Below are 22,932 nucleotides of genomic sequence, written 5' to 3' on the forward strand. Positions count from 1 at the left end.
TCACAACGGAGACAGACATCATGGACAAGAGAAGCTTCCTGAAGTTCGGCATCGCGGCGGGCACCGCCGGGTTTTCGATCGGCGCGGCCGCGAAAAGCAATTTCAAGTTCAAGTACGCGCACAACGCGCCGACGGACCATCCGCTGCATATCCACGCCGCCAGGGCCTGCGAGAAGATCGCACAGCGCACCAACAACGCAGTGCAGATCGACGTGTTCCCGAACAACCAACTCGGCGGCGACACCGAGATGCTCGGCCAGCTGCGCGCCGGCGCGATCCAGTTCCAGACGCTGTCGACGCTCATCCTTTCGAACGTCGTGCCCTCCTCGTCCATCAGTGGCGTCGGCTTCGCGTTCAAGAACTACGACGAAGTCTGGGCCGCGATGGACGGCAAGCTCGGCGGCCTGATCCGCGCCGACATCGAAAAGGCCGGCCTGGTGCCGATGGAGAAGATGTACGACAACGGCTTCCGGCAGATCACCAACAACGTGAAGCCGATCGTGACCGCGCGCGATCTCGAGGGCCTGAAGATCCGCGTGCCGGTGAGCCCGATGTGGCTCTCCCTGTTCAAGTCGCTCGGCGCCGCGCCGACCTCCATCAACTGGTCCGACACCTACGTGGCGCTGCAGACCAAGGTGGTCGACGGCCAGGAGAACCCGCTCGGCTTCATCAACCTGGCCAAGCTCTACGAGGTGCAGCAGTTCTGTTCCAAGTCCAACCACATGTGGGATGGCATGTGGTTCCTCGCCAATGGCAAGGCTTGGGCCTCGATGCCCGAGGATCTGCGCAAGGTCTGCGCCGATGCCTTCAACGAGGAAGCGATCGCGCAGCGCAAGACCAACGAGAACCTCAACAACAACACCGAGCAGACGCTGCGCGGCAAGGGCTTGAAGTTCAACGACGTGGACGTGGCCAGCTTCAAGGCGCAGCTGCGCTCGAGCGGCTTCTATGCCGACTGGAAGGAAAAATTCCCGAAGGAGATCTGGGCCGCGTTCGAAAGCGCGACCGGCGCGACGTCATGAAGTCGCCGGGGCGAGGTCGGGCCAGTGCTGGGCCTCGAGCTTGATCATTTCGATGAGCTTGCGCGTCGCGAGGTTGGGCGCGTTCTCCGCTGGCCATCCCATGACCCAGGTGGTGAGGAGGGTCTCTACCGGCGCAGCGCTGACCTTGCCTGCCGACAGCGCGGCGGCCGCCGCCGAATACGGGACCACCAGCGAGATCATTCCGGTTTGCACGAGTTCGAGGCCGAGATGCAGCGCCTGGATGTCCATCACCACATTCAGGACCAGGCCGCGCAGGGCGCATTCGCGGTCGAGCCCGAGCGACTTGCGATTCGAGCGCGCAACCACCAGCGGCTGGCGCACCACCCATTCGAGGTCGACCGGCCGGTCCATCCGCAGGCCCGCGTCGACATGGCTCACGGCCACCACCGGCTCGGTGCGCAGGTTGTGCATGACGATGGGCAGGCCCGAAGCATCGTCGCCGACGAAGATCGCGCAGTCGAGGGTGCCGTCGGTCAGCGCCTTTGCCAGGTTGTACGACAGGCCCTCCGTCACCTCGATGTGGACGCGCGAGTAGGCGTTGCGATAGCGCGTGATGAGCGACACGCCCATTGCCTCGCGCACCGAGGGCGGCATGCCCATGCGCAGCGTCCCGGATGGCTCGCGATCGAGTTCGTTGACCTCACGCTTGAGATCGCCGATCTGGGTGAGCAATGACCTCGCGCGTTCACGCAGCAGCTCGCCCGCCTCGGTGAGCACCACGCCACGCGTGTTGCGCTCGAACAGCGCGACGTCGAATTCGCGTTCGAGCAACTGGATCTGCCGCGTGAGCGCGGATTGCGAGATGTACTGGTAGCGCGACGCGAGCGACAGGCTGCCGGCGTCCGCGGCCGCCACGAAATGCTCGAGTCGTCGTATGTCCATGACGGTCCCGCGCTCTACGCGAAGCGAGGCGCGCGCTTCTCGAGGAAAGCCGTCACACCTTCCGTGAAATCGGGTGTGCCGGCGCAGGCCACGAAGGATGCAGCCTCGGCGTCGAGTTGGTCTTCGAGGGTGCGTTCCAGCGATTCGCGCAGCAGGCGCTTGAGTCGCCCTTGCGCCTCGCGCGGACCGCGGGCAAGACGCTGTGCCATCGCCTCCGTCTCGGCCTGCAACGACGCGGCCGGCACGACGCGATTGACCAGGCCGAGGCGCAAGGCCTCGTTCGCGTCGACCGGTTCGCACAGGAGCGCGATCTCCAATGCCTGGCGCAGCCCCACCAGGCGCGGCAGCGCCCACGAGGTGGCGCAATCCGAACTCGCACCGATCTTCGGATAGGCGAGATTGAAGCGCGTGCCTTCCGCCGCGATGCCCAGGTCGCAGGCCAACGCCAGGCCCAGACCGCCGCCCGCCACCGCGCCGTGCAGGCTCGCGATCACCGGAGCCGCAAGGCGTGCAAGGATGCGGATGCCGCCGTGCATCCCTTCGATCAACGCCTGTGCGGTGGCTTGCGGGTCGTCGCGCATCGCGCCGAGATCGCCACCGGCCATGAAGGCGCGGCCTTCGCCGCTGACGACCACGACGCGCGCCTGCGGGTCTTCGGATATCTGCTGGCAGGCGCTGCGGAACCCTTTTGCCATGGCCACGTCGATTGCGTTCAACGAGCCGGGACGGTTGAAGCGGATGTGCGCCACGCCCTCAGGGCTGCGCCAGCTCAGCACCGGCTCGTCTGCGCCGCCTCGATCGGGATAGGTCATTGCATGACCTCCGTGCTTCGCACTGCGGTGCGAGCCCCTTCGGGCGGCCGGGCGGAAATCATTGGAAAACCTCCGTGCTTCGCACTGCGGTGCGAGCGCCTTCGGGCGGCCGGGCGGCGCTCATTGCCGCGATCTCCAGCGCCTCGTGCTCGACCGGCGGCACCTGGTAGCGCGTGGCGGCCCCCGGCTCCTTCTTGACACGCGACAGCTCATGGCGCGCCAGCGTGCGCAGATGGACCTCGTCCGGCCCGTCGAAGAACCGGAACGCGCGGCCCCAGCTCCAGAGAAAGGCCAGCGGCGTGTCGGGGGTCAGCCCCATCGCGCCGAACACCTGGATCGCGCGGTCGAGCACGCGGGTCTGCAACTGCGCCGCCACCAGCTTGATCGCCGACACATCGACCTGCGCGGCCTTGTTGCCCTGCACGTCCATGACCCAGGCGGCGCGCAACACGAAGAGGCGCGCCTGGTCGATCTCGACGCGCGAGTAGCCGATCCAGTCCTGCACGTTCGCGAAATCGGACAGGCGCTTGCCGAAGGCCTGCCGCTGCAGGGCCCGGTCGCACATCAGGTCCAGCGCAAGCTCGCACTGGCCGATGGTGCGCATGCAATGGTGCACACGTCCCGGCCCGAGACGCGCCTGTGCCAGCGCGAAGCCCGCGTTCTCCTCGCCGAGCAGGCTGGACACGGGAACGCGCACGTCGCGGTACTCGATCTCGCAGTGGCCCTCGGGCGTGTGGTGATTCATGATCGCCACGTTGCGCACGATGCGAACACCCTTGGCATCGAGCGGCACGATGACCATCGAATGGCGTGCATGCCGGGGCGCGTCCGGACTGTCATCGCTCACCCCCATCACGATCGAGAAGCGGCACAGCGGATGCAGCGCGCCGGTAATGAACCACTTGCGGCCGTTGATGACGTAGTCGTCGCCGTCGCGGCGGATCGTGGTGCGGATGTTGGTGGCGTCCGACGAGGCCACGTCGGGCTCGGTCATCGCGAAACACGAGCGGATGGCGCCGTCGAGGAGCGGCTCCAGCCACTGGCTCGCCTGCGCCGGCGCGGCGAACAGGTGCAGCAGTTCCATGTTGCCGGTGTCCGGCGCATTGCAGTTGAACACCTCCGAAGCCCAGGGAATGCGACCCATGATCTCGGCCAGGGGCGCGTACTCGATGTTCGACAGGCGCGTGCCCGGTTCGCCCGCGCGCAGCCCCGGCAGGAACAGGTTCCATAGCCCCTCGGCGCGGGCGGCCTGCTTGAGAGGTTCGACGACCTCGCTCGGAAAGCGCCCTGTGGCCGCGATGCGCTCCCAGGCGGCGTTCTGCGGCAGCACGCGCTCGTGCATGAAGGTGCGCAGGCGTTGCTGCAGCGCGAGACTGGCCTCGGTGTAGGCGAATTCCATGACGGTCTGGTTCCTTGGGTGTTGTTCGTTCAGATGGCGGGCATCGGCTCGTCGATGGCTTCCAGGCCGCGCCGCGCCATCGCGGCCGCGAGCGCGCCGATCTCGCTGGCGTTGTCGGCCACGGCGGTGCCCGCCAGCGAGCGCGCGGCGATGCCTTCGAAGATCACGGCCCATCGCATGAAGGCGAAGGCCCAATGGAACGGCTGCGCCTCGGAGTCGCGCCCCGCAGCGTGGTAGTAGTGACGCAAGTACTCGGCCTCCGACGGTATGCCGAGGGCCGCGAGCTCCAGGCCGCGGATGCCGTCGTACTCCGTCGGCAGCGTGCGCCAGGCCACCGTATTGAATGCCACGTCGGCCAGCGGATGCCCCAGCGTCGACAGCTCCCAGTCGAGCACCCCGATCACGCGCGGCTCGGAGGGATGGAACATCAGGTTGCCGATCTTGAAATCGCCGTGCACGAGCGTGGTCTCGTCGTCCTCCGGCAGGTTGTCGGCGAGCCATCGCAGCAGCGCATCGAGGTCGGGGTTCTCGCCGGTGCGCGACAGCGCCCATTGCCGCTCCCATCGGCGCAGCTGCCGTTCGAAGAACGCACCGCGCTTGCCGAAGCCATCGAGCCCGAGCGCGGCCCAGTCGAGACCATGCAGCGTCGCCATCGTTTCCGCCATTGCGAGGTACAGCGCCCGGCGCTCCGCGGGCGCGACGCCCGGCAGCGCATGGGTCGGGAAGATCCGTCCCTCGATGCGCTCCATGACGTAGAACGGCGTACCAACCACGTCGGCCGCGTCGCAATACAGCACCATCGACGGCACCGGCAGCGCGCTGTCGGCGAGCGCGCGCATCACGCGGTACTCGCGGTCCACCGCATGCGCCGACGGCAGCACCGCGCCGGCCGGCTTCTTGCGCAGCACCATGCGGCGGTTGTCGTAGCTCAGGAAAAAGGTCGGGTTGGACTGGCCGCCGCCGATGCGCTCGAGTTGCATCGGCCCGCGCAAGCCGCGCAGCTCGCGCCGCATGAAGGCATCGAGCCGCGCGGGCTCGAAGCCGGCCACGGCCGCGGCGGGCTCAGGCGGGTTCTGCATGCCGTGCTCGCTCACGCAATGCGTCGGGTGCGCCCGCGCGCACCGGCGTGAAGTCGGTGTGCGCAATGAACTCGGGCCGTTGCTGCTCGCCGCGCAGGTGGTTGGACACCGCGGAGAGCGTCAGGTAGACGATGCGACGCGGGTACGGCGTCATGTTGGGCGGCGAACCGTGGGCCATGTTCGCGTGGAACATGAGCAGGCTGCCCGGGCGGCCGGTGGGCGCAATGATGCCGCCCTCCTCCGCCATCTTCGAGACAACGTCGGGCTTGAGGTACCAACCCGGGTGCGAAGTCGTGAGGTCGTCGTAGGCATCGGGCAGCGCACCGTGGCGATGGCTCTTCGGTATCAGCATCAGCGCGCCGTTGATCGGCTTCACCTCGTCGAGGAACAGCGCGATGTTCATCGCACGCGGCTCGGGCATCCCGTCGAAGCGCTGCCAGGACGGAAAGTCCTGGTGCCACTGCCAGGTCTCGCCGGTGAAGGCGGTCATCGCATTGATCTTGAACTGGTGCATGTACACGGGTTCGCCGAAGATCTGCTCCAGCGGCTCGACCAGCCGGGGGTCGTGCGCCAGCACGTTGAAGACGTCGTTGTAGCGGTGCACCGCGAAGGCGGTGCGCGGGACGCCGGACTTCTCGCGACGGATCTCCTCGCGCGGTTCGGCCAGCACGCGGGCGGCTTCTGCCTGGAGCACCGCCATCTCCTCGGCATCGAAGCAGTCGGGGAAGAACAGGTAGCCCTGCTCCTCGAAGAAGCGCAGTTGCTCGTCGCTGAGTTTCATCACCGCACCCTCTACTCTCAGGCCAGGCCACCAGCGTATTTTTCGAGCACGCCCCACGCCTCCGCGCCGAACTTCTCGCGCCATTCCTTGTAGAAGCCCGCTTTCTGCAGCGCGACACGGAAGGGTTCGCGATCCGGCCGGTTGAAGGTCATGCCCTTCGTCTTGAGATTGGCTTCCACCGTGACGTTGAACTTGGCCAGGTCGTCGCGCGCGAGCAGCGTCGCCGCGTTGATGTTCTTCGAGACGATCGCCTGCATGTCCGTCGGCAGGCTCGCCCATACCTTGGCGTTGGCGCAGTTGTAGTAGCCCTCCCACGTGTGGGAAGTCAGCGAGCAGAAGCTTTGCACCTCGTAGAGCTTGGCGATCTCGAGCAATTGCAGCGGATTGGTCTGCGCGTCCACCACCCGCGTTTGCAGCGCAACGTAGAGTTCCGGAAACGGGATGGCCACTGGCGACGCGCCGAGCGAGCGGAACAGCGACACATACAGCGGCACCACCGAGGCGCGCACCTTCAGGCCCTTCATGTCGTCGGGCGTGTTGATCGGCTTGGTGCGCGTCGTCATCTGCATGAAGCCGTGGTCGCTCGCCTTCTCGAAGGCATGCAGGCCGACCTTGGTGTAGATGGTGCGCAGGTAGGCACCGAAGTCGCCGTCCATGGCGGCCCAGACGTCGTCGTAGCTCTTGAAGGCGAACGGGACGCTGTGCAGCGCGCCACGCGGATCCATGCTCGACAGGTGCCCCTGAGGGAGGTACATGAAGTGCATGGCGCCGGAGCGCACCTGCGAGACCATGTCGATGTCGCTGCCCAGGGCGCCACCGGGGAAGGACTGGATGTCGACCCGGCCGCCGCTCTCCTCGCGGATCTTCTTGAAGGCCTCCTCGTTGCGCACGGTCGACGGATGGTTGGGCGCCATCGAACTGCCGAACTTGTAGTTGAACTCGGCCGCACGCGCGAAGCGCGGAATGGCGAGGGTCGACAACGCCGCGCCCGCCGCGAGCGAGCCGGTGATCATCTTCCGGCGCGATATAGAGGTGTCCATGGTGCTTGTCTCCGTTGTGTGCTGTTCGAAAGAAACGCGCGTCGCTGTCAGGCGCGCTTCAGGATCGTGATGGCGCATATCGCGTCGTCGAAACCCATGGTGCCGCCTGCGTTCTCGGCCAGGCCGATGTCGGCGTCCTTCACCTGCCGCGGGCCGGCTTCGCCGCGCAATTGGGCGGTGATCTCATGGACCATCGACAGCCCCGTCGCGCCGACCGGGTGGCCCTTGGAGATGAGCCCGCCCGAGGTGTTGATCGGCGTGCGGCCGCCGATCGCGGAGCCACCGGACTCCGCGAAGCGCCCGCCCTCGCCGAACTCGCAGAAGCCGAGCATCTCGGGCTGGTAGATCTCGCCGTAGGTGGTGGCGTCATGCACTTCCGCCAGGTCGATGTCGCCGGGCTCGATGCCGGCAAAGGCATAGGCATGCCGGGCCGCGACGTGGCTGACGCCGGGCTCGTCGATGTCGCGGTACTTGCCGTTCGCGAGCGACGAGGCGCGCACCTTCACCGCCCGCTCGCGCACCGCGGCCGGCAGCGTGTCGAAGACCCGCTTCGAACACAGCACCGCAGCGGCGGCGCCGTCGCCGATGGGCGCGCACATCGAGCGCGTGAGCGGGAAGCTGATCTCGCGGTCCGTCATCGCCTTGTCGACACTGACTTCGAACTGGTACTGGGCGAGCGGATTCAGGCTGCCGTTGTAATGCGTCTTCGAGGCCGCGATCGCGAACTGCCGCTGCGTGGTGCCGTACTTGGCCATGTGGTAGGCGGCCTGCATCGCATAGGTGTCCATGTTCAACGTGCCGCCGGCGCCGTTCAGCACGAACGGGCGGTCGATCTTCTCGCCGGCCTTGCGGAAGTACTCGTGCCAGACCTCCGGATCCATCTGGTCGAGGCCACCGGTGAACAGCTCGTACTGCCGCTTGGGGTCGTCCGGTATGAAGGTCTTCTCGACCCCGATGGCGAGCGAGACGTCGGCTGTCCCGGAAAGCACGTCCTTCCAGGCGCCGTGGAACGCCAGCGAGCCGGTCGCGCAGGCCCCTTCCACGTTGATCATCGGAACATATTGGGGAAACAGGCCCTCTGCCACGAGTTCCGAGAAGCACACCTGCCCGCGGATGTTGGGCTGCTTGAACATCTCCATCTTGACGTTGCCGAACCAGGAACTGTCGATGCGCTCGCCATCGTCGAGGCCGGAGTCCGCCAGCAACGCGGTGTAGACCTCGCGCGTCAGGTCCTTGAAACTCTTGTTCGGGAATTTGCCGAAGGCCGTACAGGCCGTGCCGATCACGTAGACGTCATCCATGGATTTGTTCCTTTGCTTGCATAAGATTGAAATGACTGGAATCAGATGGCCCGCTCGCTGCCTTCCCAGAAGCGCTTGCGGATGGCCTTCTTGTCGACCTTGCCGACCGAGGTGCGCGGCAGCTCGGCCCAGATCTGCACCGACTTGGGTGCCTTGATGCTCCCGAGCTGCGTCTTGCACCAGGCCATGACCTCGGCGGCATCGAGCGTGCTGCCGGCCTTGAGTTCGATCACCCCGGTCACGGCCTCGCCCCACTTCTCGTCAGGCGCGCCGACGACAGCGCACTCCTGGATCGCCGCGTGCGACAGCAGCACGCTCTCCACCTCGCGCGGGTACACGTTGTAGCCACCGGTGATGATCATTTCCTTCTTGCGGTCGACGATGAAGACGAAACCGTCCGCATCGACATAGCCGACGTCGCCGGTGTGGTGCCAACCGTGCGTCGAGACGCCCGCGGTGGCGGCTGCATTCTTGTAGTAGCCGGCCATCACGAGCGGGCCGTTCACCACGAGTTCGCCCTTCTCGCCGGCACCGAGCAGGTGGCCGTCCTCGTCCATGGCGGCGACCGGCGTCAGCAGCATCGGCTGGCCGCAACTGAGCAACCGCCGCGCGCGCTCGGGGTCGGCCAGGTCCGCGTGGTCCTCGCGCGACAGGCAGGTGCAGAAGCTGGGCGCCTCGGTCTGGCCCCAGAACTGGATCATCACGGGGCCGAAGATCTCCAGGCACTGCCGCAGCTTGGTGACCGACATCGGCGCCGAGGTGTAGATGAAGTACTCGAGCGACGAATAGTCGCGGCTGCGCACGTCCGGGTGCTCCAGCAGCATGTAGATCGCCGTCGGCGGCAGGTAGAGATGCGTGACTTTTTCGCGCTCGATCGCGTCGAGGATCGCGCCGGCATCGAACCCGGGCAGGATCACGGTACGACCGCCGAGCGCCATCAGCATGAAGGAAAACGTGCCTGCCGCGTGTGTGATCGGCGACACGGCCAGGAACACGGGCGGCTTTTCCACCGGCGTATGCGCATGGAAATTGGCGGCCGCGATGTCCCAGTTGAGGCTCGTCAGCATCACCCCCTTCGGCAGCCCGGTGGTGCCGCCGGTCGAGTAGACGCTGACCACGTCGTTCGGCTCGCAGGCGAAGGGTTGCAGGCGTGGTGCGATGTCGCCAATCCAGTCATTCAGCGCCGGCGCCTCGCCGACCGCGGTGTCGATGCAGACGCAGCGCATGAGCTTCGGGCAATGCGCACGCAGCACTTCGACCTCGTCTGCGAGCGAGGAGTGGAAGAACAGCGTCGATACGTCGCAGTTGTCCAGGATGGCGATGTTCTCGCTCGAATGGTTCTTGGGGTTGAGCGGCACGTAGACCGCACCGGCCCACTGGATGCCGATCAGGCACTCGACCGCCGCGGCAGCGTTCGGCGAGTAGACGGCGCACTTCTCGCCTGTCGGCTGATCTCCGGCGTTCAGGCGCGCCGCGATGCGCGTGACCTGCGCGTGCACCTCGTCGTAGCGCCGCGCGCCGGTTGCGTCCTGCAGGCAGATGCGCGCAGGGAAAAGCGTTGCGCCGCGCGCAAAAAGCTGTGTGATGGCCATGGAGGGTTTCCGTTGGGGAGAGCAGCGGACTCAGAGGAATCCGATCGACAGCCACGGGAAGGCGGCGACCACGATCACGCCGATGAGCAACGCGGCCAGGTAGGGCCAGATGTAGCGCGCCGCCTCATTGGGATCTATCTTTCCGATCGCGCAGGCGCCGAAGAAGCCGACGCCGAACGGTGGCGCGAACAGGCCCAGGCCCATCGCGAGGATCACCACCATCGCGTAATGCACGTCGTGGATGCCCAGTGCACGCGCTGCCGGAAACAGCAGCGGCCCGAACAGCACGATCGCAGGAATGCCTTCGAGCACGGAGCCGAGCACGATGAACACCAGGATGCTGATCGCCATGAAGCCTGCAGCGCCACCCGGCATGCTCGCCATGGCCGCTACCAACTGGCGCGAGAAGCCGGACTGGCTCAACGCCCAGCCCATGGCCGTCGCCGTTCCCATGATGAGCAGGATGGCGCCTGACAAGGTCGCTGTCTCGACCAGGATCGGGTAGACGCGCTTCGCATCGAACTGGCGGTACACGAACAGGCCGATCAGCACGCCGTAGACGATGCCGACCGTCGCCACTTCGGTTGCCGTGGCCACGCCTTCCACCACGGCCACGCGGATGACGATGGGCAGCGACAACGCGGGAAGCGCGACCAGTAGCAGCTTGGCGATGACCTTCTTGCTCGCCTTTTCCGAGACCGCCGGCGCATTGCGCCGCGCCTTGAAGCCGACCACGACGGCCAGCACGATCGCCAGCACCAGCGCAGGGACCGCGCCGCCGGTGAAGAGCGCGGAGATCGACACCCCCACCACCGACCCGATCGTGATGAGCACCAGGCTCGGCGGAATCGTCTCGGACATCGCGGCGGAAGCGGTCAGCAATGCGCCCATCTCGCCGCTGTTGTAGCCGCGCTTCTGCATCTCCGGGAACAGCGCCGGCGCAATGGCCGCGATGTCTGCCGCCTTCGAGCCGGAGATGCCGGACACCACATAGATGCCGGCCAGCAGCACGTACGACAGTCCCCCCTTCACATGACCGAGCAGCGAGGCAAGGAATTCGATCATGGCCTTCGCGATGCCGGTGATCTGCAGCAGCAGGCCCAGCACCACGAACAGCGGCACCGCCAGCAGGATGATGTGCGACATGCCTTCGTCCATGCGGCTGATCACGATGGTGAGCGGTGCGTCGTTCGCGAACACGAGGTACGCCACCGTGCAGATGCCGAATGCGAAGGCGATCGGCGTACCGGCCGCGATGCACAGGCCGACCAGCAGCACGAAGAAGATCACCAGGTTGTAGTTGCCCATGGCGCGCAGCGACGGGCCTGCAATCCACAAGGCGGCGCCCAGCGCCAGCACGACGACGGCGGCGATCGCGAAATCGCGGGTCGCGGCGCGCGGGGCCAGGTCGAGCAGCGTCAGCAGCAGCATCAGCCCCAGACCCACCAAGAGGGACGAGACCCGCCAGGTGTTCTGGATACCGAGCGCCGCCGTCGTGAGAATCGACTCCGACTCCACGTGCTCCCAGACCGGCTGCATCAACACGACAAGGAAGACGGCGGTCAGCACCGTCGACAAGGTGCCCAGCAACGGGGCCCATCGCGGCAGCCGCGACGTCACCGCGGTCAGCCGCATGTGCGAGCCCCTGTGAAGCGCCAGGACCGCGCCGAACATGGTGAGCCAGATGAACAGGATCGATGCGAGTTCATCCGACCAGACCAGCGGGTAGTGCAGCACGTAGCGGCAGATCACTCCCGCGAACAGCAGGCCGATCTCGACGAGCAGCAGCGCGGCGCAGATTGCCTCCACGCCCTTGACCAGCCATGCAGTCACGTTGACGCTCACCCCGGACGCACTCCGGTGAGGCAAGGCTTGCTCCAGGTTCATGCCGTGGTCTCCTCTTTCTCGCGAGTCGACGCCCAGGCGGCCATCGTCCATTCGCCCTCTTGCCGCACCCAGGTGCTCGTGAACAGTGCGCGGGTGCGATAGGGCTGGCCGTCGACTTCCGCCTCGACCCGCAGCCGCCCCTGCATCACGGCGCAAGAGCCCCAGGCATGGAAATGGTCCAGTTCACGCTTCAGGCCCAGGTACTTCACGCGGCCCGAGCGCAGTGCATCCAAATACTGCGACTTGGACTCCGTCACGCCGGTGGAATGCGTGTAGGTGAGCGCATCGTCAAGCAGCGTTTCGAGCGTGACGAAGTCGCGCCCGAGCATGGCTTCGCAGCGCGCGTCGTCGCGCGATTGCACGATGACGCCGATCAGCGACTCCTTCATGTCGGCGATGGCTTGCATGACGGTCGGCTGCGGCTCAGGCCGCAGCCGCCTCCTCGACGTAGGTAAGCAGCGCGTCGTCGGCTACCGCGCGCAGCGGTGTGAAGTCGGTGTGCGCCACGTACTCGGGCCGCGTCGGGCGGGTGATGTGGTTGTCGACGCGGTTGCTGGTGAGGTAGATGGTGCTGCGCGACCACGGCGATTGGTTCGGCGAGGACGCATGCGGCATGTACGGGTGGAACAGCACGGCCGTGCCCGCCTTGCCCTTGGGTGCCACCATCCCGTTGGCGCGCGCGATCCGCTCGAGCTCGCGGCCCTGGATGGTGTGGGCGCCGTCCTGGTCGATGCCCTCCATCGGCAGCACGTCGGCCGTGATCAGCCCTTCCTTGTGCGCACCCGGGATGAAGATGACCGGGCCGTTGAACTCGTTCACCTCGTCGAGGAACACCGAGATGTTCAGCGCCCGCGGCTCGGGCATGCCGTCGAACTTGCTCCAGTTGGCAAAGTCCTGGTGCCACGGAAAGTCGAGCTTGCCGAAGGGCTGCTTGTTGATGAGCTTGTACTGGTGGCAATAGACGTCGCCGCCCAGCAGTTCACGCGTAGGCTCGACCAGCCGCGGATGGCGCAGGAACAGGTCGAACACCGGGTGGTAGTGCTGCACGCCGAAGGCCAGGCGGAACTCGCCGTCCTTGCCGCGCCAGACCTCGGGACGGTTCATTGCATAGATGTCGGATGCGGCGCGGCGCACCACGGCCATTTCCGCAGGCGTGAACAACTCGGGCAGCAGCAGGTATCCGTCGCGTTCGTAGCTTGCGATCTGTTCGGGGGTCAGCATGCGTATGTCTCCTGGAATTCGTGGATGCGGGTGTCAGGTCAGCGCGCCGGTGTACTTCTCGAGGATGGTCCATACCTCGGGCCCGAACTTCTGCTGCCATTCCTTGTAGAAGCCAGCCTTGCTCAACACCTCGCGAAAGGGGGCCGGCTCGACGTTGTTGAATTTCATGCCCTTCGTCTGCAACTGCGCCTGCAGGGTGCCCGAGAGCTCGGCCATGTCCTGGCGCTGGCGCAGCGTCGCCTCGCGGAAGCGCTGCTGCACGACGTCCTGCAGGTTGGCAGGCAGGCGCTTCCAGGTCGCATCGTTGACGGAGGTGACGTAGCCCTCCCAGATGTGGTTGGTGACCGAGACGTACTGCTGTACCTCGTAGAAGCGCGCGCTGTCGATGAGGGCGAGCGAGTTCTCCTGGCCGTCGACCACGCGCGTCTGCAGCGACGTGTAGAGCTCGCTGAAGTTGATGGCCGTCGGTGCCGCGCCGAGCGCCTTGAAGAGCGACACGTACATCGGCACCAGCGCGACGCGGATCTTGAAGCCCTGCAGATCCTCCGGCGAGGTGATCGCCTTCGTGCGCGTGGTCATCTGCCGGAAGCCGTGGTCCCACATGCTGTCGAACACGTGAATGCCGAAGCGGCTGACGACGCGGCGCGAGTAGGCACCCAGTTCGCCGTCCATCGCAGCCCATACGGCGGCGTAGTCCTTGAAGGCGTAAGGAATGGAAAGGTTGGCCTTCGGGTCGAAGGTGGTCAGGCTCGCGGTGGCGACGTTGAGCATCTGCAATGCGCCGGAGCGCACCTGCGAGATCATGTCGGTGATGCTGCCGAGCGCACCGGCCGGGAACATCTCGATGTCGACGCGCCCGCCCGTGTCCTTCCTGACCGCCTCGCACGCCTCCTTGGCGCGGATGACCTGCGGATGCGTGAGGGGCAACTCGCTGCCGTACTTGTAGTTGAACTCCGCAGCATGCGCGAAGCGCGGCAGCGTGACCAGCGGAAGCGTGGCGGCGCCGGCGGCGCCCAGCACGAAGCTGCGGCGCCCGAGCCGCGGGACGGGATGATTCATATGGAACTCCTCGCGGTCAGGCCGCTTCTGTCTCGGGTTCGAGCTGGACGAAATCGCGATGCGCCACGTAGTCGGGGCGGGTCGGCTTGCGGATGGCGTTGGTCATCCGGTTCGCCGTGAAGTAGAGGATGTGCCGCGTCCATGGGCTGATGTTGGGCGTGGAGGCGTGCGCGGTGAGTCCGTGGAAGATCGCGACCGAGCCGCGCGGGCCTTTGGGGGCCACGATGCCGTGCTCGTTGACCAGTTCCTCGATCACGCCGCGGTTCAGGCGCGCAAGCGTGGTCGTGTTGACGAGTCCGGCTGGCGTCTCGGCCAGCGAGGGAATGCGGCCATGACGGTGGGAACCCGGAATGAAGGCAACCGGACCGTTGAACTCGGTCACTTCGTCGAGGTAGATCGAGATGTTGAGCGCCTTTGGCTCGGGCATGCCGTCGAGGTCGTGCCAGTTGCCGAAGTCCTGGTGCCACGGAAAGTCCAGTGAGCCCATGGGGTCCTTGCAGACGATCTTGTACTGGTGGCAGTAGATGTCGCCGCCCAGCAGTTGCCTTGCGGTTTCGATCAGCAGGGGGTGGTGCATGAAGCGGTCGAAAACTGCGCTGTAGCGGTGCAGCGCGAGCGCGGCGCAGGTTTCTCCAGCGGCGGACTTGGCGATCTCCGGGCGGTCCATCGCGACGATGCGCGGCACGTCGGCCATGAGCGCGCCGATTTCCTCAAGCGAGAAGAAGGACGGCAGCACGAGCAGTCCATCGCGCTCGTACTGTTCGACCTGTTGCGGGGTCAGCATGTCTTGTCTCCGGCGTCGTAGGTATCGTGAGAGTGTCGTCAGCATGTGCCTCGGGCGGAAGTTCAATTTTCGCGCCGTATCTATCGAAAAATTGGATAGCGGTGGGCATACTCGCCGCCATGGACCTTCGGCAACTCGGCTATTTCGTCTCCATTGCGGAACACGGCGGCTTTGCCGCGGCAGCGCGAGCGCGCTATGTCTCGCAGTCGGCGTTGAGCCGGCAGGTGCAGTTGCTGGAGGAAGAGATCGGCACGCGATTGCTCGAGCGCAGCTCGCGCGGCATCGTGCTCACCCCCGCCGGGCAGATCCTGCTGGAGCGCGCCGGGCGCCTGTTCAAGGACGTCTCGCAACTCAAGGAAGACGTATTGGGCGAAGCCGAGACGCCATCGGGGCGGATCGTGCTGGGGCTGACGCCGTCGATGCGCCAGCTCTTTGCCGGCAACCTTGTCGAAGGCTTCCTGCGGCGCTTTCCGGCGGTCCACCTGGGCGTCATCGAGGGGCTCTCGCATGCCATGGCCGAATCGCTGGCGCGCGGGCTGTGCGATGTGGCTGTCTTCATCCGCGACGACGCCAAGGGCCGCGCGCTGTCGACGCGCAAGCTGATCGACGAGCCGCTCGTGATTGCCGCGCAGTCGCGCGCCGGCTTGCGCATGGACACGCCGGTCGACGTGACCGAGGTGGCGAAGCATCCGCTGATCGTTTCGCGGTCCAACCGGGTGACCTCGGGGCTCGAAAAGGAAGCCGTGCGCCTGGGCTGCCCGCTGAACATCATCATCGATGTGCAGCCGCTGCACCTGAGCATCGACCTGGTATGCCGCGGCGTGGCGTACATGGTGGTGCCGTTCTCGGCGGCGGTGACGGAGTACGAGGCCGGCTTTCTCTCGATGGCGCCGATCAAGGGATTCAACACGGGATGGGTGGTCGCGTGGCCCAGTGATCGCAAGGTGTCGGCTGCAAGCCTGCGGCTGGTCGAAGCGGTGCAGAACGAAGTGGCCGCATTGCACCTGGACGAAAGCCTGCGTCGTGCCACACGGTCTTAGTGGCGTGTCCCCGCGTTGATCCGCAAAACCACGGCAATGATTCCACGCTGGGGCGCTCACAGGAGCGCCGGGCAACCATCCAGGGCAGCCGCGCACAAGGAGACCGGCCATGAGATGGCTTCGAGAAACTCCGGCGACAAGCTCATGCAGGCTGCCAGCACGCCGGCGCGCCGCGGGGCCGGCATGTGCCGCATCGGGTCGCGTTGCCAGACGAGGCCGCGCATGGCTGCGATGCTGGCGGCCTGGGTACGCGAGCTTGCACCGAGCTTGGTCATGATTGCCGTCATGTGCGACTTGACGGTTCCCGTCTTGATCTCGAGGTCCCGGGCGATCGCCTTGTTGGACTCGCCCCCGGCCACGCGGCTCAGAACCTCGACTTCGCGCGCCGTCAGGGATGTGTGCGTCATGCCGTCTGCCATGCGCTGCGCGACGGAGCGGGACACGTAGCGCAGGCCGTTGGCCACGGTGGTCACGCCATCGATCAGTTCGTCCAGGGGGTCACCCAGCACGATATAGCCGTGGATGCCCGCCTCGATCGCACGCCGGATGTCACCCTCGCGATCGATGGTCGTGAGCACGAGGATCCTGGCCTCGGCGAGCCCGTCGCGTGCGGACCGGGCAAGTTGCATGGCGCTGTCGTAGTCGGTGATGACGACGTCGATGCGGGGTCGGTCCTGGGCCGATGCAGCGCCGTCATCGGCAACGGTTGCGAAGGCTGGATGCTGGCGAAGCGCTGCCACGAGTCCCGCGCGCAGGAGCGGGTCAGGGTGCGTCACCAGCAGGGTCGGACGGCGAGGCGCAAAGTGGTTCATGAAATTCTCCGTCTGTCTGGGGCGTGGTCGAACACCGTGGACAGGAGCTTCGTGCTTGCCATGGCCAATGTCCTGGGTGCCGTGCTGAAGATTTCCTGAAGTTCGCGGTTGCCCGCTTACCTTAGACTTTGGGCCCCGAGGCGCCGCGCAGGTGCCCGGCACTTCCATGACCGTTCCAGCTGCATCGGTCCGCTACCGGTTTGCGCGCTTCGAGCTCCAGCCCGACGAGCGCCGCCTGCTCGCGAACAGCGAGGCCGTTCACCTGGGCCCGCATGCCTTCGATCTGCTGGTCGCGCTCGTCGATCGCGCGGGGCATCTGGTCACGAAGGACGAACTGCTGGCCCAGGTGTGGGGCAAGGTGGTCGTCGAAGAGAACACGCTGCAAGCGCATGTCTCGGCGCTGCGCAAGGTGCTGGGACCGGAGGTGATCACGACGGTTTCCGGCCGCGGCTACCGATTCACCCTCGACGTCGCGCGCGAAGCGTGCGCGATGGCGAGCGCCCGTGCGCCGATGCACAACCTGCCGCAGCCCCTGACGAGCTTCATCGGCCGCGACCGGGAGATCGCCGAGGTCCGGCAATGGCTGGCCACCACGCGACTGCTGACGCTGTCCGGCGCCGGCGGCTGCGGCAAGACCCGGCTGGCGCTGCAGGTGGCGGGCACGTTGCTGGACCGGCATCCCGACGGGGTCTGGTTCGTCGAGCTGGCCCCGCTGGGCGACCCGTCGCTCGTCGCCCAGGCGGTCGCGAGAGCCCTCGGCATGGCCGAGGAATCAGGCCAGGATCTCCTGGAGACGTTGGCGCAATGGCTGGCGTCGCGGCAGTTGCTGCTGTTGCTGGACAACGCGGAGCATCTGCTCGACGCGTGTGCGCGACTCGCCGACACCCTGTTGCGGCGCTGCGCCAGGCTTTCGCTGCTCGTAACGAGCCGGGAGCGCCTGGGCATCGAGGGCGAGCTCACGTACCGGGTGCCGTCCCTGTCGGTCCCACAGGCCCGGCCCGACGCGCCGGGCGAGGAAGTCCTGTCCTGCGAGGCGGCGCGCCTGTTCATCGACCGGGCCAGGCTGCAGCGTCCGGGCTTCGAGGTGACGGCTAGGGACGCCGCGGCACTGGCGTCGATCTGCCGCCGCCTGGACGGCATCGCGCTGGCCATCGAGCTGGCGGCGCCTCGGGTGCGCGTGATGTCGATGGAGGAGCTCAGCCGGCGCCTGGACGACCGCTTCGGCATGCTCACCGGCGGGTCGCGCACGGCGTTGCCGCGCCACCGCACGCTGCGCTCGCTGGTCGACTGGAGCCACGAGTTGCTCGGCGAGGCCGAGAAAGCGGTGTTTCGGCGGGTCTCGGTGTTTGCCGGCGGCTGGACGCTGCAAGCTGCCGAGCGTGTCTGCAGCAGCGAAAACGTCGATCGCGCCGGCGTGCTGGATCTCCTCACCTCGCTCGCCGACAAGAACCTCGTCCTGACGGAGACGCTGGGCGACGACACGCGCTTCAGCCTGCTCGAGACCATGCGCCACTATGCGCAGGACCGGCTGCGCGAAAGCGGCGAGGACGCGCCGGTGCGCGATCGCCACGTCGACTTCTTCCTGGAAATGGCCGGCAGGCTGCTCGACCCGAGGCAGACCGATTCGGAACTTCAGGCGAAGCTGCTGCGGCTCGACCAGGAGCACGACAACGTGCGTGCCGCGCTGGCCTGGTGCGAAACCGCGCCCGCGCGTTCCGTGAAAGGACTGGGGCTCGCAGGGCAGCTCCACTGGTTCTGGCGAATGCGCGGCCATTACGGCGAAGGGCGCGGCTGGATCGCGCGGCTCCTGGCCATCGCACCCGACGCCGAGCGGGGGGACGCCCACGCCAGCGCCTTCCACGCGGCCGGCGCGCTGGCGTACCTTCAGGGCGACTATGCGGCGGCCGAGGCGCGACATCGAGAAGCATTCGGCATCTGGAGTCAACTGGGGCATCGCCGGGGAATCGTCCGCTCGCTCATCAGTCTGGGAAGCATCGCCAATTCGCGTGGCGAGCTTTCGGCTGCGCGCGGTCTTTACCAAAACGCCCTGTCCATCGCACGCGAGATCGACGATCGGCGGAGCATCTCCATGGGCCTGCATTGCCTCGGAATGGTGGCCCACGATGCGGGCGACTACGCGGCCGCGCAGGCGTTGCTGGAGGAATGTGTCGCGGTCAGTCGCGACATCGGGGCTTGGAGGGCGGCATTGGCGCTCTCCGTGCTGGGTGAGGTCAGGCATGCGCAGGGAGACCTCGAGGCTGCCCGTGACCTGCTGCTGGACGCCCTGGAGGGGCATCGCGCGCTATGGGACAGGCCCGGCATCGCGAAGACCCTGGTCGGGCTGGCGACCGTTGCTCACGATGGCGGCGACATCTCCAGCGCGAAATCCCGCCTCAGGGAAGCACTGGACATCATGCCAACGGGCGACGCACTCTCCCACGCGGCATGGCTGGATGCTTTCGCGGGCTTGTCGCTGGCTTTCACGAACGCGACCTGCGCGGCACGGCTGTGGGGCTGCACGCAGCGTCTGCGGGAGGACGTTGGCTCGCCGATGTCCACGCCGGATCGTGCACGGCACGACCGCCTGATGGCTGCCGCACGCCGCACCCTGCACGACGACGCCGCGTTCGATCTCGCGTGGAACGAGGGGCGATCCTGGGCTCTCGACGAGGCTGTGCGATATGCCCTGAACCTCTAGTCTGAAACACCTCCGAAGCGCCTGCGGCGCCTCCCCTTCCCTCGAGCGGGCGCACCCGGCGGCCTGGCGAAGCCGGTTCCGCGGGTACCCACGAACAGATTTCGTACCGTCCTGGCCTTGCGCCGCGCGCAGGCTGAATCTCGCCAATAGGTGTGAGGTCCGTGCTGGACCTCTTGGCGATGTGTCGCAGCCCGGTGACCGGCACGCTATGCCGATCGACGCCGCGGTCCGATGCACCGGAGTCGATCCTCGATGGAGATTCACCATGAACGACCCCGACGCCACGTCTCCCCTGCCGACCACCCGCCGCCGACTGCTGGTCGGCTTGGGTGCGACCGCGACGACGCTCGGCTTGCCGCTGGCGGCCATCGCCGTCGACCCGCCTGCCGCACCCCGATCGACGCCACCACGATCCTCCACCCTCCCTCGCGAAAGGCGAACCATGAACACCTTCACCACCAAGGACAGCACGCAGATCTACTACAAGGACTGGGGCTCGGGCCCCGTCGTCAGCTTCAGCCACGGCTGGCCACTGAGCTCGGACGCATGGGATGCACAGATGTTCCACCTGGCATCGCATGGTTTGCGCTGCGTCGCCCACGACCGCCGCGGCCACGGCCGCTCCAGCCAGCCGTGGCAGGGCAACGACATGGACACCTATGCCGACGACCTGAACGAGCTGTTCACCGCGCTGGACCTCAGGAACGTGACGATGATCGGCCACTCCACCGGCGGCGGCGAAGTGGTGCGCTACATCGGCCGGCACGGCGGGCGCCGCGTCGCGCGGGTGGTGCTGATGGGCGCCGTCCCGCCGATCATGCTGAAGACCGCGGCCTATCCCGGCGGGCTGCCGATGGAGGTCTTCGACGGCTTCCGCAAGTCCTACCTGGCCGACCGCTCGCAGTTCTTCCTCGACGTGGCCAGCGGCCCCTTCTTCGGCTTCAATCGTCCGGGGGCCAGGGTCTCGCAAGGGATGATCCAGTCGTGGTGGTCGCAGGGAATGATGTCGGGCTACAAGAACGCCTACGACTGCATCAAGGCCTTCTCTGAAACCGACTTCACCGAGGACCTGAAGAAGATCGACGTGCCGACCTTGATCATCCACGGCGACGACGACCAGATCGTGCCCATCGCCGCCTCGGCACTGCTGTCCGCGAAGCTGGTCAGGGGCTCGGTGCTGAAGATCTACCCCGGCGGCTCGCACGCCCTGGGCGACACCGACAGGGTCAAGCTCAATGCCGACCTGCTGGCTTTCGCGACGTCCACCCACACTTCAAGGAGCTGATCATGAACATGAACGCAACAGCGGAAAAGATCCCTTCCGCCGACAGCACCGGCGCGCCATATGTCGCCGGAAACTTTGCGCCCCTCAAGAGCGAGGTCACGGCCTTCGACCTGGAAGTGGTCGGCCGCGTTCCGGAAGAGCTGACCGGCCGCTTCCTGCGCATCGGGCCCAATCCGATCGATGAACTGGACCGGGTGCAGCTGGTACGCCATCACTGGTTCGCGGGCTCGGGCATGGCGCACGGCTTGCGATTGCGCGGCGGCAAGGCGGAATGGTTCCGCAGCCGCTTCGTCCTGGACCGGGACGCCGCCAGGGTCTTGAGCCGCAAGCCGATCCACGGACCGGGCGAAGGCACGCGCGACGGCAACGTCAACACCAATCTCATGAACGTCGGCGGCAAGCTGTGCGCGGTCGTCGAGGCCGGCAGCATTCCGGTCGAGCTCGACTACGAGCTGACGAGCGTGCGGCGGACCGATTTCAACGGCACGCTCGAAGCGGGGTTCACCGGCCACCCGAAGTTCGATCCGATCACCGGCGAGCACCACGCCCTGGCCTACGAGCCGTTTCAGCCGATCCGCTACATCTCGGTCGACGGCGACGGCCGCGCCACGACCAAGGCGCGCATCGACTTGCCGCACATTCCGCTCATCCACGACATGGCGTTCACACAGTCCTTTATCGTCGTCCCCGACTTTCCGGTGACCTTTCAGCCGGAACTCTCCCACACGGACTTTCCGTGGCTCTGGGACGACCGTCGAGCCTCCCGCATCGGACTGCTGCCGCGTGACGGCGACGCGGCGTCCATCCAGTGGTTCGAAGCGCCGCGCTGCTTTGCCTTCCACTTCGCCAATGCATACGACGACGGCGATCTCACCATCATCGACCTGGCGCGGCATGAGCGGATGTTTCTCACCGATCAGAACGGACCCAACGAAGGCGCGCCAGTCATGGTGCGGTGGGCGATCCATCGCCCCTCGGGGCGATTGACCGAGACGATGATCGACGACCGCGGCATCGAATTCCCGCGGATCAACGGGCGCTACGGCGGACAGGCCTATCGCTACATCTATACCGCGCACTGGGGTGAAGACGTGGCTTTCGGACCCGCGATGAAGCACGACCTGAAGCGCGAGACGACCGAGGTCCACGACTATGGTCCGGGCCAGATGACATCGGAGCCGGTCTTCGTTCGCAAGCCGGGAGCCTCCGCCGAAGACGAAGGATGGGTCCTGTCCTATGTCTACGATCCGAAGCGAGACCTCAGCGATGTCGTGATCCTGGATGCGCAGGATTTCGCCGGCGAACCAGTCGCAACGATCCGTCTGCCGGTTCGGGTGCCCTTCGGCTTCCACGGCGGCTGGGCGCCCGACAAGGTGACCGTCATCGAGTAGCCGCAGGCAGTCGAGCCGGCAGCTGCCACGAACGGCATGGCATGGCTTCGGGATGCCCGACCTGGCCGTCGGTCCGCTGCTGCCCGCCCCTCAAATCGGCCTGATCTCGATCTCCGACGGTACGGGCATCGGGTTCGGACAACGCTTGACCCACGCAACCGCCTCTTCGACGGATGGCAGCTCCCAGAGCCAATAGCCGGCAACGAGATCCCCCGTGAATGGCCCGTCGACGACGGTGCGCGACTGGCCGTCGAAGCGCACCCGCTTCCCCTCGCGGCTCGGGCGAAGGCCGTCGCAGTCCTTCAATACGCCGGCCTTCCTGAGCTCTTCGTTGAAGACCCCCATCGCGGCCATCTCTTCCTTCATCTGCGATTCGCTCATCGTTGCCAGACGAGCCTCGAGATCAGGGTTGGACTTGACCAGGATCATGAATTTCATGTTCAGCTCCGCAGTTGACTAGGCACGTTGCCGGATGCCGCCAAGGCGGCCCTGAACGGTGTTCAGGCCGCGAGAAAGCGAATGACGACCGGGACCAGGCTGATCGCGGTCAGTGGGCGCGGCGGCCCGGCCTGGCTGCCCATCCTTGTCCCCATTGGCCGGCCACGGCGGCGCAGCGCCATTGATATCAGAAATCCCTCGGCGCCGCCATGCCTATTGCTGAAGTTGATGGGTCACTCCGCCACGGGCAAGTGCCCTGCGATGAGTGCGGCAGCCCGCTGATGCCTCGCACGCTCACCAGCACGTCGCCTTGAAGTCAACGTGGATGTGGCTGTCGTGGCGGGCCGGCGAGCATGGGAAAGAGGCCGGCCAAGGCCAGGATGGCAGC

At 66.4% G+C, this 22,932-nt stretch carries 19 protein-coding genes and 1 pseudogene; 5 read left to right on the forward strand and 15 right to left on the reverse strand.

Translation table 11 applies throughout. The features are described 5' to 3' along the window. Positions 1–20: 20 nt before the first annotated feature. Positions 21–1,022, forward strand: a complete 1,002-nt coding sequence (locus WKW80_RS03980) for a TRAP transporter substrate-binding protein (protein WP_340362256.1) — start codon at positions 21–23, stop codon at positions 1,020–1,022. On the opposite strand, the gene WKW80_RS03985 is transcribed toward WKW80_RS03980, so the two are convergent. The 13 genes from WKW80_RS03985 to WKW80_RS04045 are packed head-to-tail and all read right to left on the reverse strand — an operon-like array spanning position 1,017 to position 14,880. Then, positions 1,017–1,925 carry a LysR family transcriptional regulator gene (locus tag WKW80_RS03985; protein WP_340362257.1) on the reverse strand — a complete coding sequence of 303 codons (909 nt, stop codon included), beginning with the start codon at positions 1,923–1,925 and terminating at the stop codon, positions 1,017–1,019. The two genes, WKW80_RS03980 and WKW80_RS03985, sit on opposite strands and share 6 nt — an antisense overlap. Positions 1,926–1,939: 14 nt before the next feature. Next, positions 1,940–2,737: an enoyl-CoA hydratase/isomerase family protein gene (locus tag WKW80_RS03990; RefSeq protein ID WP_340362258.1), complete on the reverse strand. Its 798-nt coding sequence runs from the start codon at positions 2,735–2,737 to the stop codon at positions 1,940–1,942. 58 nt (positions 2,738–2,795) lie between these two features. Further along, positions 2,796–4,136: an acyl-CoA dehydrogenase family protein gene (locus WKW80_RS03995; protein WP_340362259.1), complete on the reverse strand. Its 1,341-nt coding sequence runs from the start codon at positions 4,134–4,136 to the stop codon at positions 2,796–2,798. Between the two features lie 29 nt (positions 4,137–4,165). Continuing rightward, the gene (locus tag WKW80_RS04000) at positions 4,166–5,215 is read right to left on the reverse strand and encodes a phosphotransferase family protein (RefSeq protein ID WP_340362260.1); all 1,050 of its coding nucleotides are present in this window, start codon (positions 5,213–5,215) and stop codon (positions 4,166–4,168) included. Continuing rightward, positions 5,199–5,996, reverse strand: a complete 798-nt coding sequence (locus tag WKW80_RS04005) for a phytanoyl-CoA dioxygenase family protein (RefSeq protein WP_340362261.1) — start codon at positions 5,994–5,996, stop codon at positions 5,199–5,201. Before WKW80_RS04005 ends, WKW80_RS04000 begins: the two co-directional genes overlap by 17 nt. Positions 5,997–6,013: 17 nt before the next feature. Next, complete coding sequence (locus tag WKW80_RS04010; protein WP_340362262.1) at positions 6,014–7,036, reverse strand: TRAP transporter substrate-binding protein; 1,023 nt, start codon at positions 7,034–7,036, stop codon at positions 6,014–6,016. A 47-nt stretch (positions 7,037–7,083) separates the two neighbouring features. Then, complete coding sequence (locus WKW80_RS04015) at positions 7,084–8,337, reverse strand: thiolase C-terminal domain-containing protein (protein ID WP_340362263.1); 1,254 nt, start codon at positions 8,335–8,337, stop codon at positions 7,084–7,086. A 41-nt stretch (positions 8,338–8,378) separates the two neighbouring features. Next, positions 8,379–9,929 (reverse strand): class I adenylate-forming enzyme family protein, encoded by a 1,551-nt coding sequence (locus WKW80_RS04020; RefSeq protein ID WP_340362264.1) that lies wholly within the window; start codon positions 9,927–9,929, stop codon positions 8,379–8,381. Positions 9,930–9,959: 30 nt separating this feature from the next. Next, entirely contained in the window at positions 9,960–11,816 is a 1,857-nt protein-coding gene (locus WKW80_RS04025) for a TRAP transporter large permease (protein ID WP_340362265.1), read from the reverse strand. After that, a complete protein-coding gene (locus tag WKW80_RS04030; RefSeq protein ID WP_340362266.1) occupies positions 11,813–12,223 on the reverse strand; it encodes a nuclear transport factor 2 family protein in 411 nt (136 codons plus the stop codon). The genes WKW80_RS04025 and WKW80_RS04030 overlap by 4 nt, the downstream gene beginning before the upstream one ends. Before the next feature lie 16 nt (positions 12,224–12,239). Next, the gene (locus tag WKW80_RS04035) at positions 12,240–13,037 is read right to left on the reverse strand and encodes a phytanoyl-CoA dioxygenase family protein (RefSeq protein ID WP_340362267.1); all 798 of its coding nucleotides are present in this window, start codon (positions 13,035–13,037) and stop codon (positions 12,240–12,242) included. A gap of 33 nt (positions 13,038–13,070) precedes the next feature. Then, a complete protein-coding gene (locus WKW80_RS04040) occupies positions 13,071–14,096 on the reverse strand; it encodes a TRAP transporter substrate-binding protein (protein WP_340362268.1) in 1,026 nt (341 codons plus the stop codon). A gap of 16 nt (positions 14,097–14,112) precedes the next feature. Beyond that, entirely contained in the window at positions 14,113–14,880 is a 768-nt protein-coding gene (locus WKW80_RS04045; RefSeq protein ID WP_340362269.1) for a phytanoyl-CoA dioxygenase family protein, read from the reverse strand. 119 nt (positions 14,881–14,999) lie between these two features. Between WKW80_RS04045 and WKW80_RS04050 the strand changes: the two genes are divergently transcribed. After that, the gene (locus WKW80_RS04050) at positions 15,000–15,920 is read left to right on the forward strand and encodes a LysR family transcriptional regulator (protein ID WP_340362270.1); all 921 of its coding nucleotides are present in this window, start codon (positions 15,000–15,002) and stop codon (positions 15,918–15,920) included. A gap of 56 nt (positions 15,921–15,976) precedes the next feature. On the opposite strand, the gene WKW80_RS04055 is transcribed toward WKW80_RS04050, so the two are convergent. Further along, positions 15,977–16,732, reverse strand: coding sequence for a LuxR C-terminal-related transcriptional regulator (locus tag WKW80_RS04055; RefSeq protein WP_340362271.1), 756 nt, complete (start codon positions 16,730–16,732; stop codon positions 15,977–15,979). Between the two features lie 166 nt (positions 16,733–16,898). On the opposite strand from WKW80_RS04055, the gene WKW80_RS04060 reads away from it, so the two are divergent. The 3 genes from WKW80_RS04060 to WKW80_RS04070 all read left to right on the forward strand — a co-directional run bounded on the left by WKW80_RS04060 (position 16,899) and on the right by WKW80_RS04070 (position 22,106). Further along, positions 16,899–19,430, forward strand: coding sequence for an ATP-binding protein (locus WKW80_RS04060; RefSeq protein ID WP_340362272.1), 2,532 nt, complete (start codon positions 16,899–16,901; stop codon positions 19,428–19,430). A gap of 265 nt (positions 19,431–19,695) precedes the next feature. Beyond that, positions 19,696–20,715 (forward strand): alpha/beta fold hydrolase, encoded by a 1,020-nt coding sequence (locus WKW80_RS04065; RefSeq protein WP_340362273.1) that lies wholly within the window; start codon positions 19,696–19,698, stop codon positions 20,713–20,715. 2 nt (positions 20,716–20,717) lie between these two features. Next, the gene (locus WKW80_RS04070) at positions 20,718–22,106 is read left to right on the forward strand and encodes a carotenoid oxygenase family protein (protein WP_340362274.1); all 1,389 of its coding nucleotides are present in this window, start codon (positions 20,718–20,720) and stop codon (positions 22,104–22,106) included. A gap of 93 nt (positions 22,107–22,199) precedes the next feature. On the opposite strand, the pseudogene WKW80_RS04075 reads toward WKW80_RS04070, so the two are convergent. After that, a pseudogene (locus tag WKW80_RS04075) lies at positions 22,200–22,544 on the reverse strand (YciI family protein); the annotation flags it as partial. Positions 22,545–22,932 lie beyond the last annotated feature (388 nt).

Origin of the sequence: Variovorax humicola (assembly GCF_037889915.1) — a bacterium.
In the GTDB taxonomy this organism is placed as follows: domain Bacteria; phylum Pseudomonadota; class Gammaproteobacteria; order Burkholderiales; family Burkholderiaceae_C; genus Variovorax; species Variovorax humicola.

Excerpts from the sequence above, each read along its gene's own strand:
- WKW80_RS03990 (WP_340362258.1), bottom strand. The coding sequence starts at position 2,737 with ATGACCTATCCCGATCGAGGCGGCGCAGACGAGCCGGTGCTGAGCTGG.
- WKW80_RS04050 (WP_340362270.1), top strand. The coding sequence starts at position 15,000 with ATGGACCTTCGGCAACTCGGCTATTTCGTCTCCATTGCGGAACACGGC.
- WKW80_RS04025 (WP_340362265.1), bottom strand. The coding sequence starts at position 11,816 with ATGAACCTGGAGCAAGCCTTGCCTCACCGGAGTGCGTCCGGGGTGAGC.
- WKW80_RS03980 (WP_340362256.1), top strand. The coding sequence starts at position 21 with ATGGACAAGAGAAGCTTCCTGAAGTTCGGCATCGCGGCGGGCACCGCC.
- WKW80_RS04020 (WP_340362264.1), bottom strand. The coding sequence starts at position 9,929 with ATGGCCATCACACAGCTTTTTGCGCGCGGCGCAACGCTTTTCCCTGCG.
- WKW80_RS04010 (WP_340362262.1), bottom strand. The coding sequence starts at position 7,036 with ATGGACACCTCTATATCGCGCCGGAAGATGATCACCGGCTCGCTCGCG.
- WKW80_RS04060 (WP_340362272.1), top strand. The coding sequence starts at position 16,899 with ATGACCGTTCCAGCTGCATCGGTCCGCTACCGGTTTGCGCGCTTCGAG.
- WKW80_RS04070 (WP_340362274.1), top strand. The coding sequence starts at position 20,718 with ATGAACATGAACGCAACAGCGGAAAAGATCCCTTCCGCCGACAGCACC.
- WKW80_RS04005 (WP_340362261.1), bottom strand. The coding sequence starts at position 5,996 with ATGAAACTCAGCGACGAGCAACTGCGCTTCTTCGAGGAGCAGGGCTAC.
- WKW80_RS04040 (WP_340362268.1), bottom strand. The coding sequence starts at position 14,096 with ATGAATCATCCCGTCCCGCGGCTCGGGCGCCGCAGCTTCGTGCTGGGC.
- WKW80_RS04065 (WP_340362273.1), top strand. The coding sequence starts at position 19,696 with ATGAACGACCCCGACGCCACGTCTCCCCTGCCGACCACCCGCCGCCGA.
- WKW80_RS03985 (WP_340362257.1), bottom strand. The coding sequence starts at position 1,925 with ATGGACATACGACGACTCGAGCATTTCGTGGCGGCCGCGGACGCCGGC.
- WKW80_RS03995 (WP_340362259.1), bottom strand. The coding sequence starts at position 4,136 with ATGGAATTCGCCTACACCGAGGCCAGTCTCGCGCTGCAGCAACGCCTG.
- WKW80_RS04015 (WP_340362263.1), bottom strand. The coding sequence starts at position 8,337 with ATGGATGACGTCTACGTGATCGGCACGGCCTGTACGGCCTTCGGCAAA.
- WKW80_RS04030 (WP_340362266.1), bottom strand. The coding sequence starts at position 12,223 with ATGCAAGCCATCGCCGACATGAAGGAGTCGCTGATCGGCGTCATCGTG.
- WKW80_RS04055 (WP_340362271.1), bottom strand. The coding sequence starts at position 16,732 with ATGAACCACTTTGCGCCTCGCCGTCCGACCCTGCTGGTGACGCACCCT.
- WKW80_RS04045 (WP_340362269.1), bottom strand. The coding sequence starts at position 14,880 with ATGCTGACCCCGCAACAGGTCGAACAGTACGAGCGCGATGGACTGCTC.
- WKW80_RS04035 (WP_340362267.1), bottom strand. The coding sequence starts at position 13,037 with ATGCTGACCCCCGAACAGATCGCAAGCTACGAACGCGACGGATACCTG.
- WKW80_RS04000 (WP_340362260.1), bottom strand. The coding sequence starts at position 5,215 with ATGCAGAACCCGCCTGAGCCCGCCGCGGCCGTGGCCGGCTTCGAGCCC.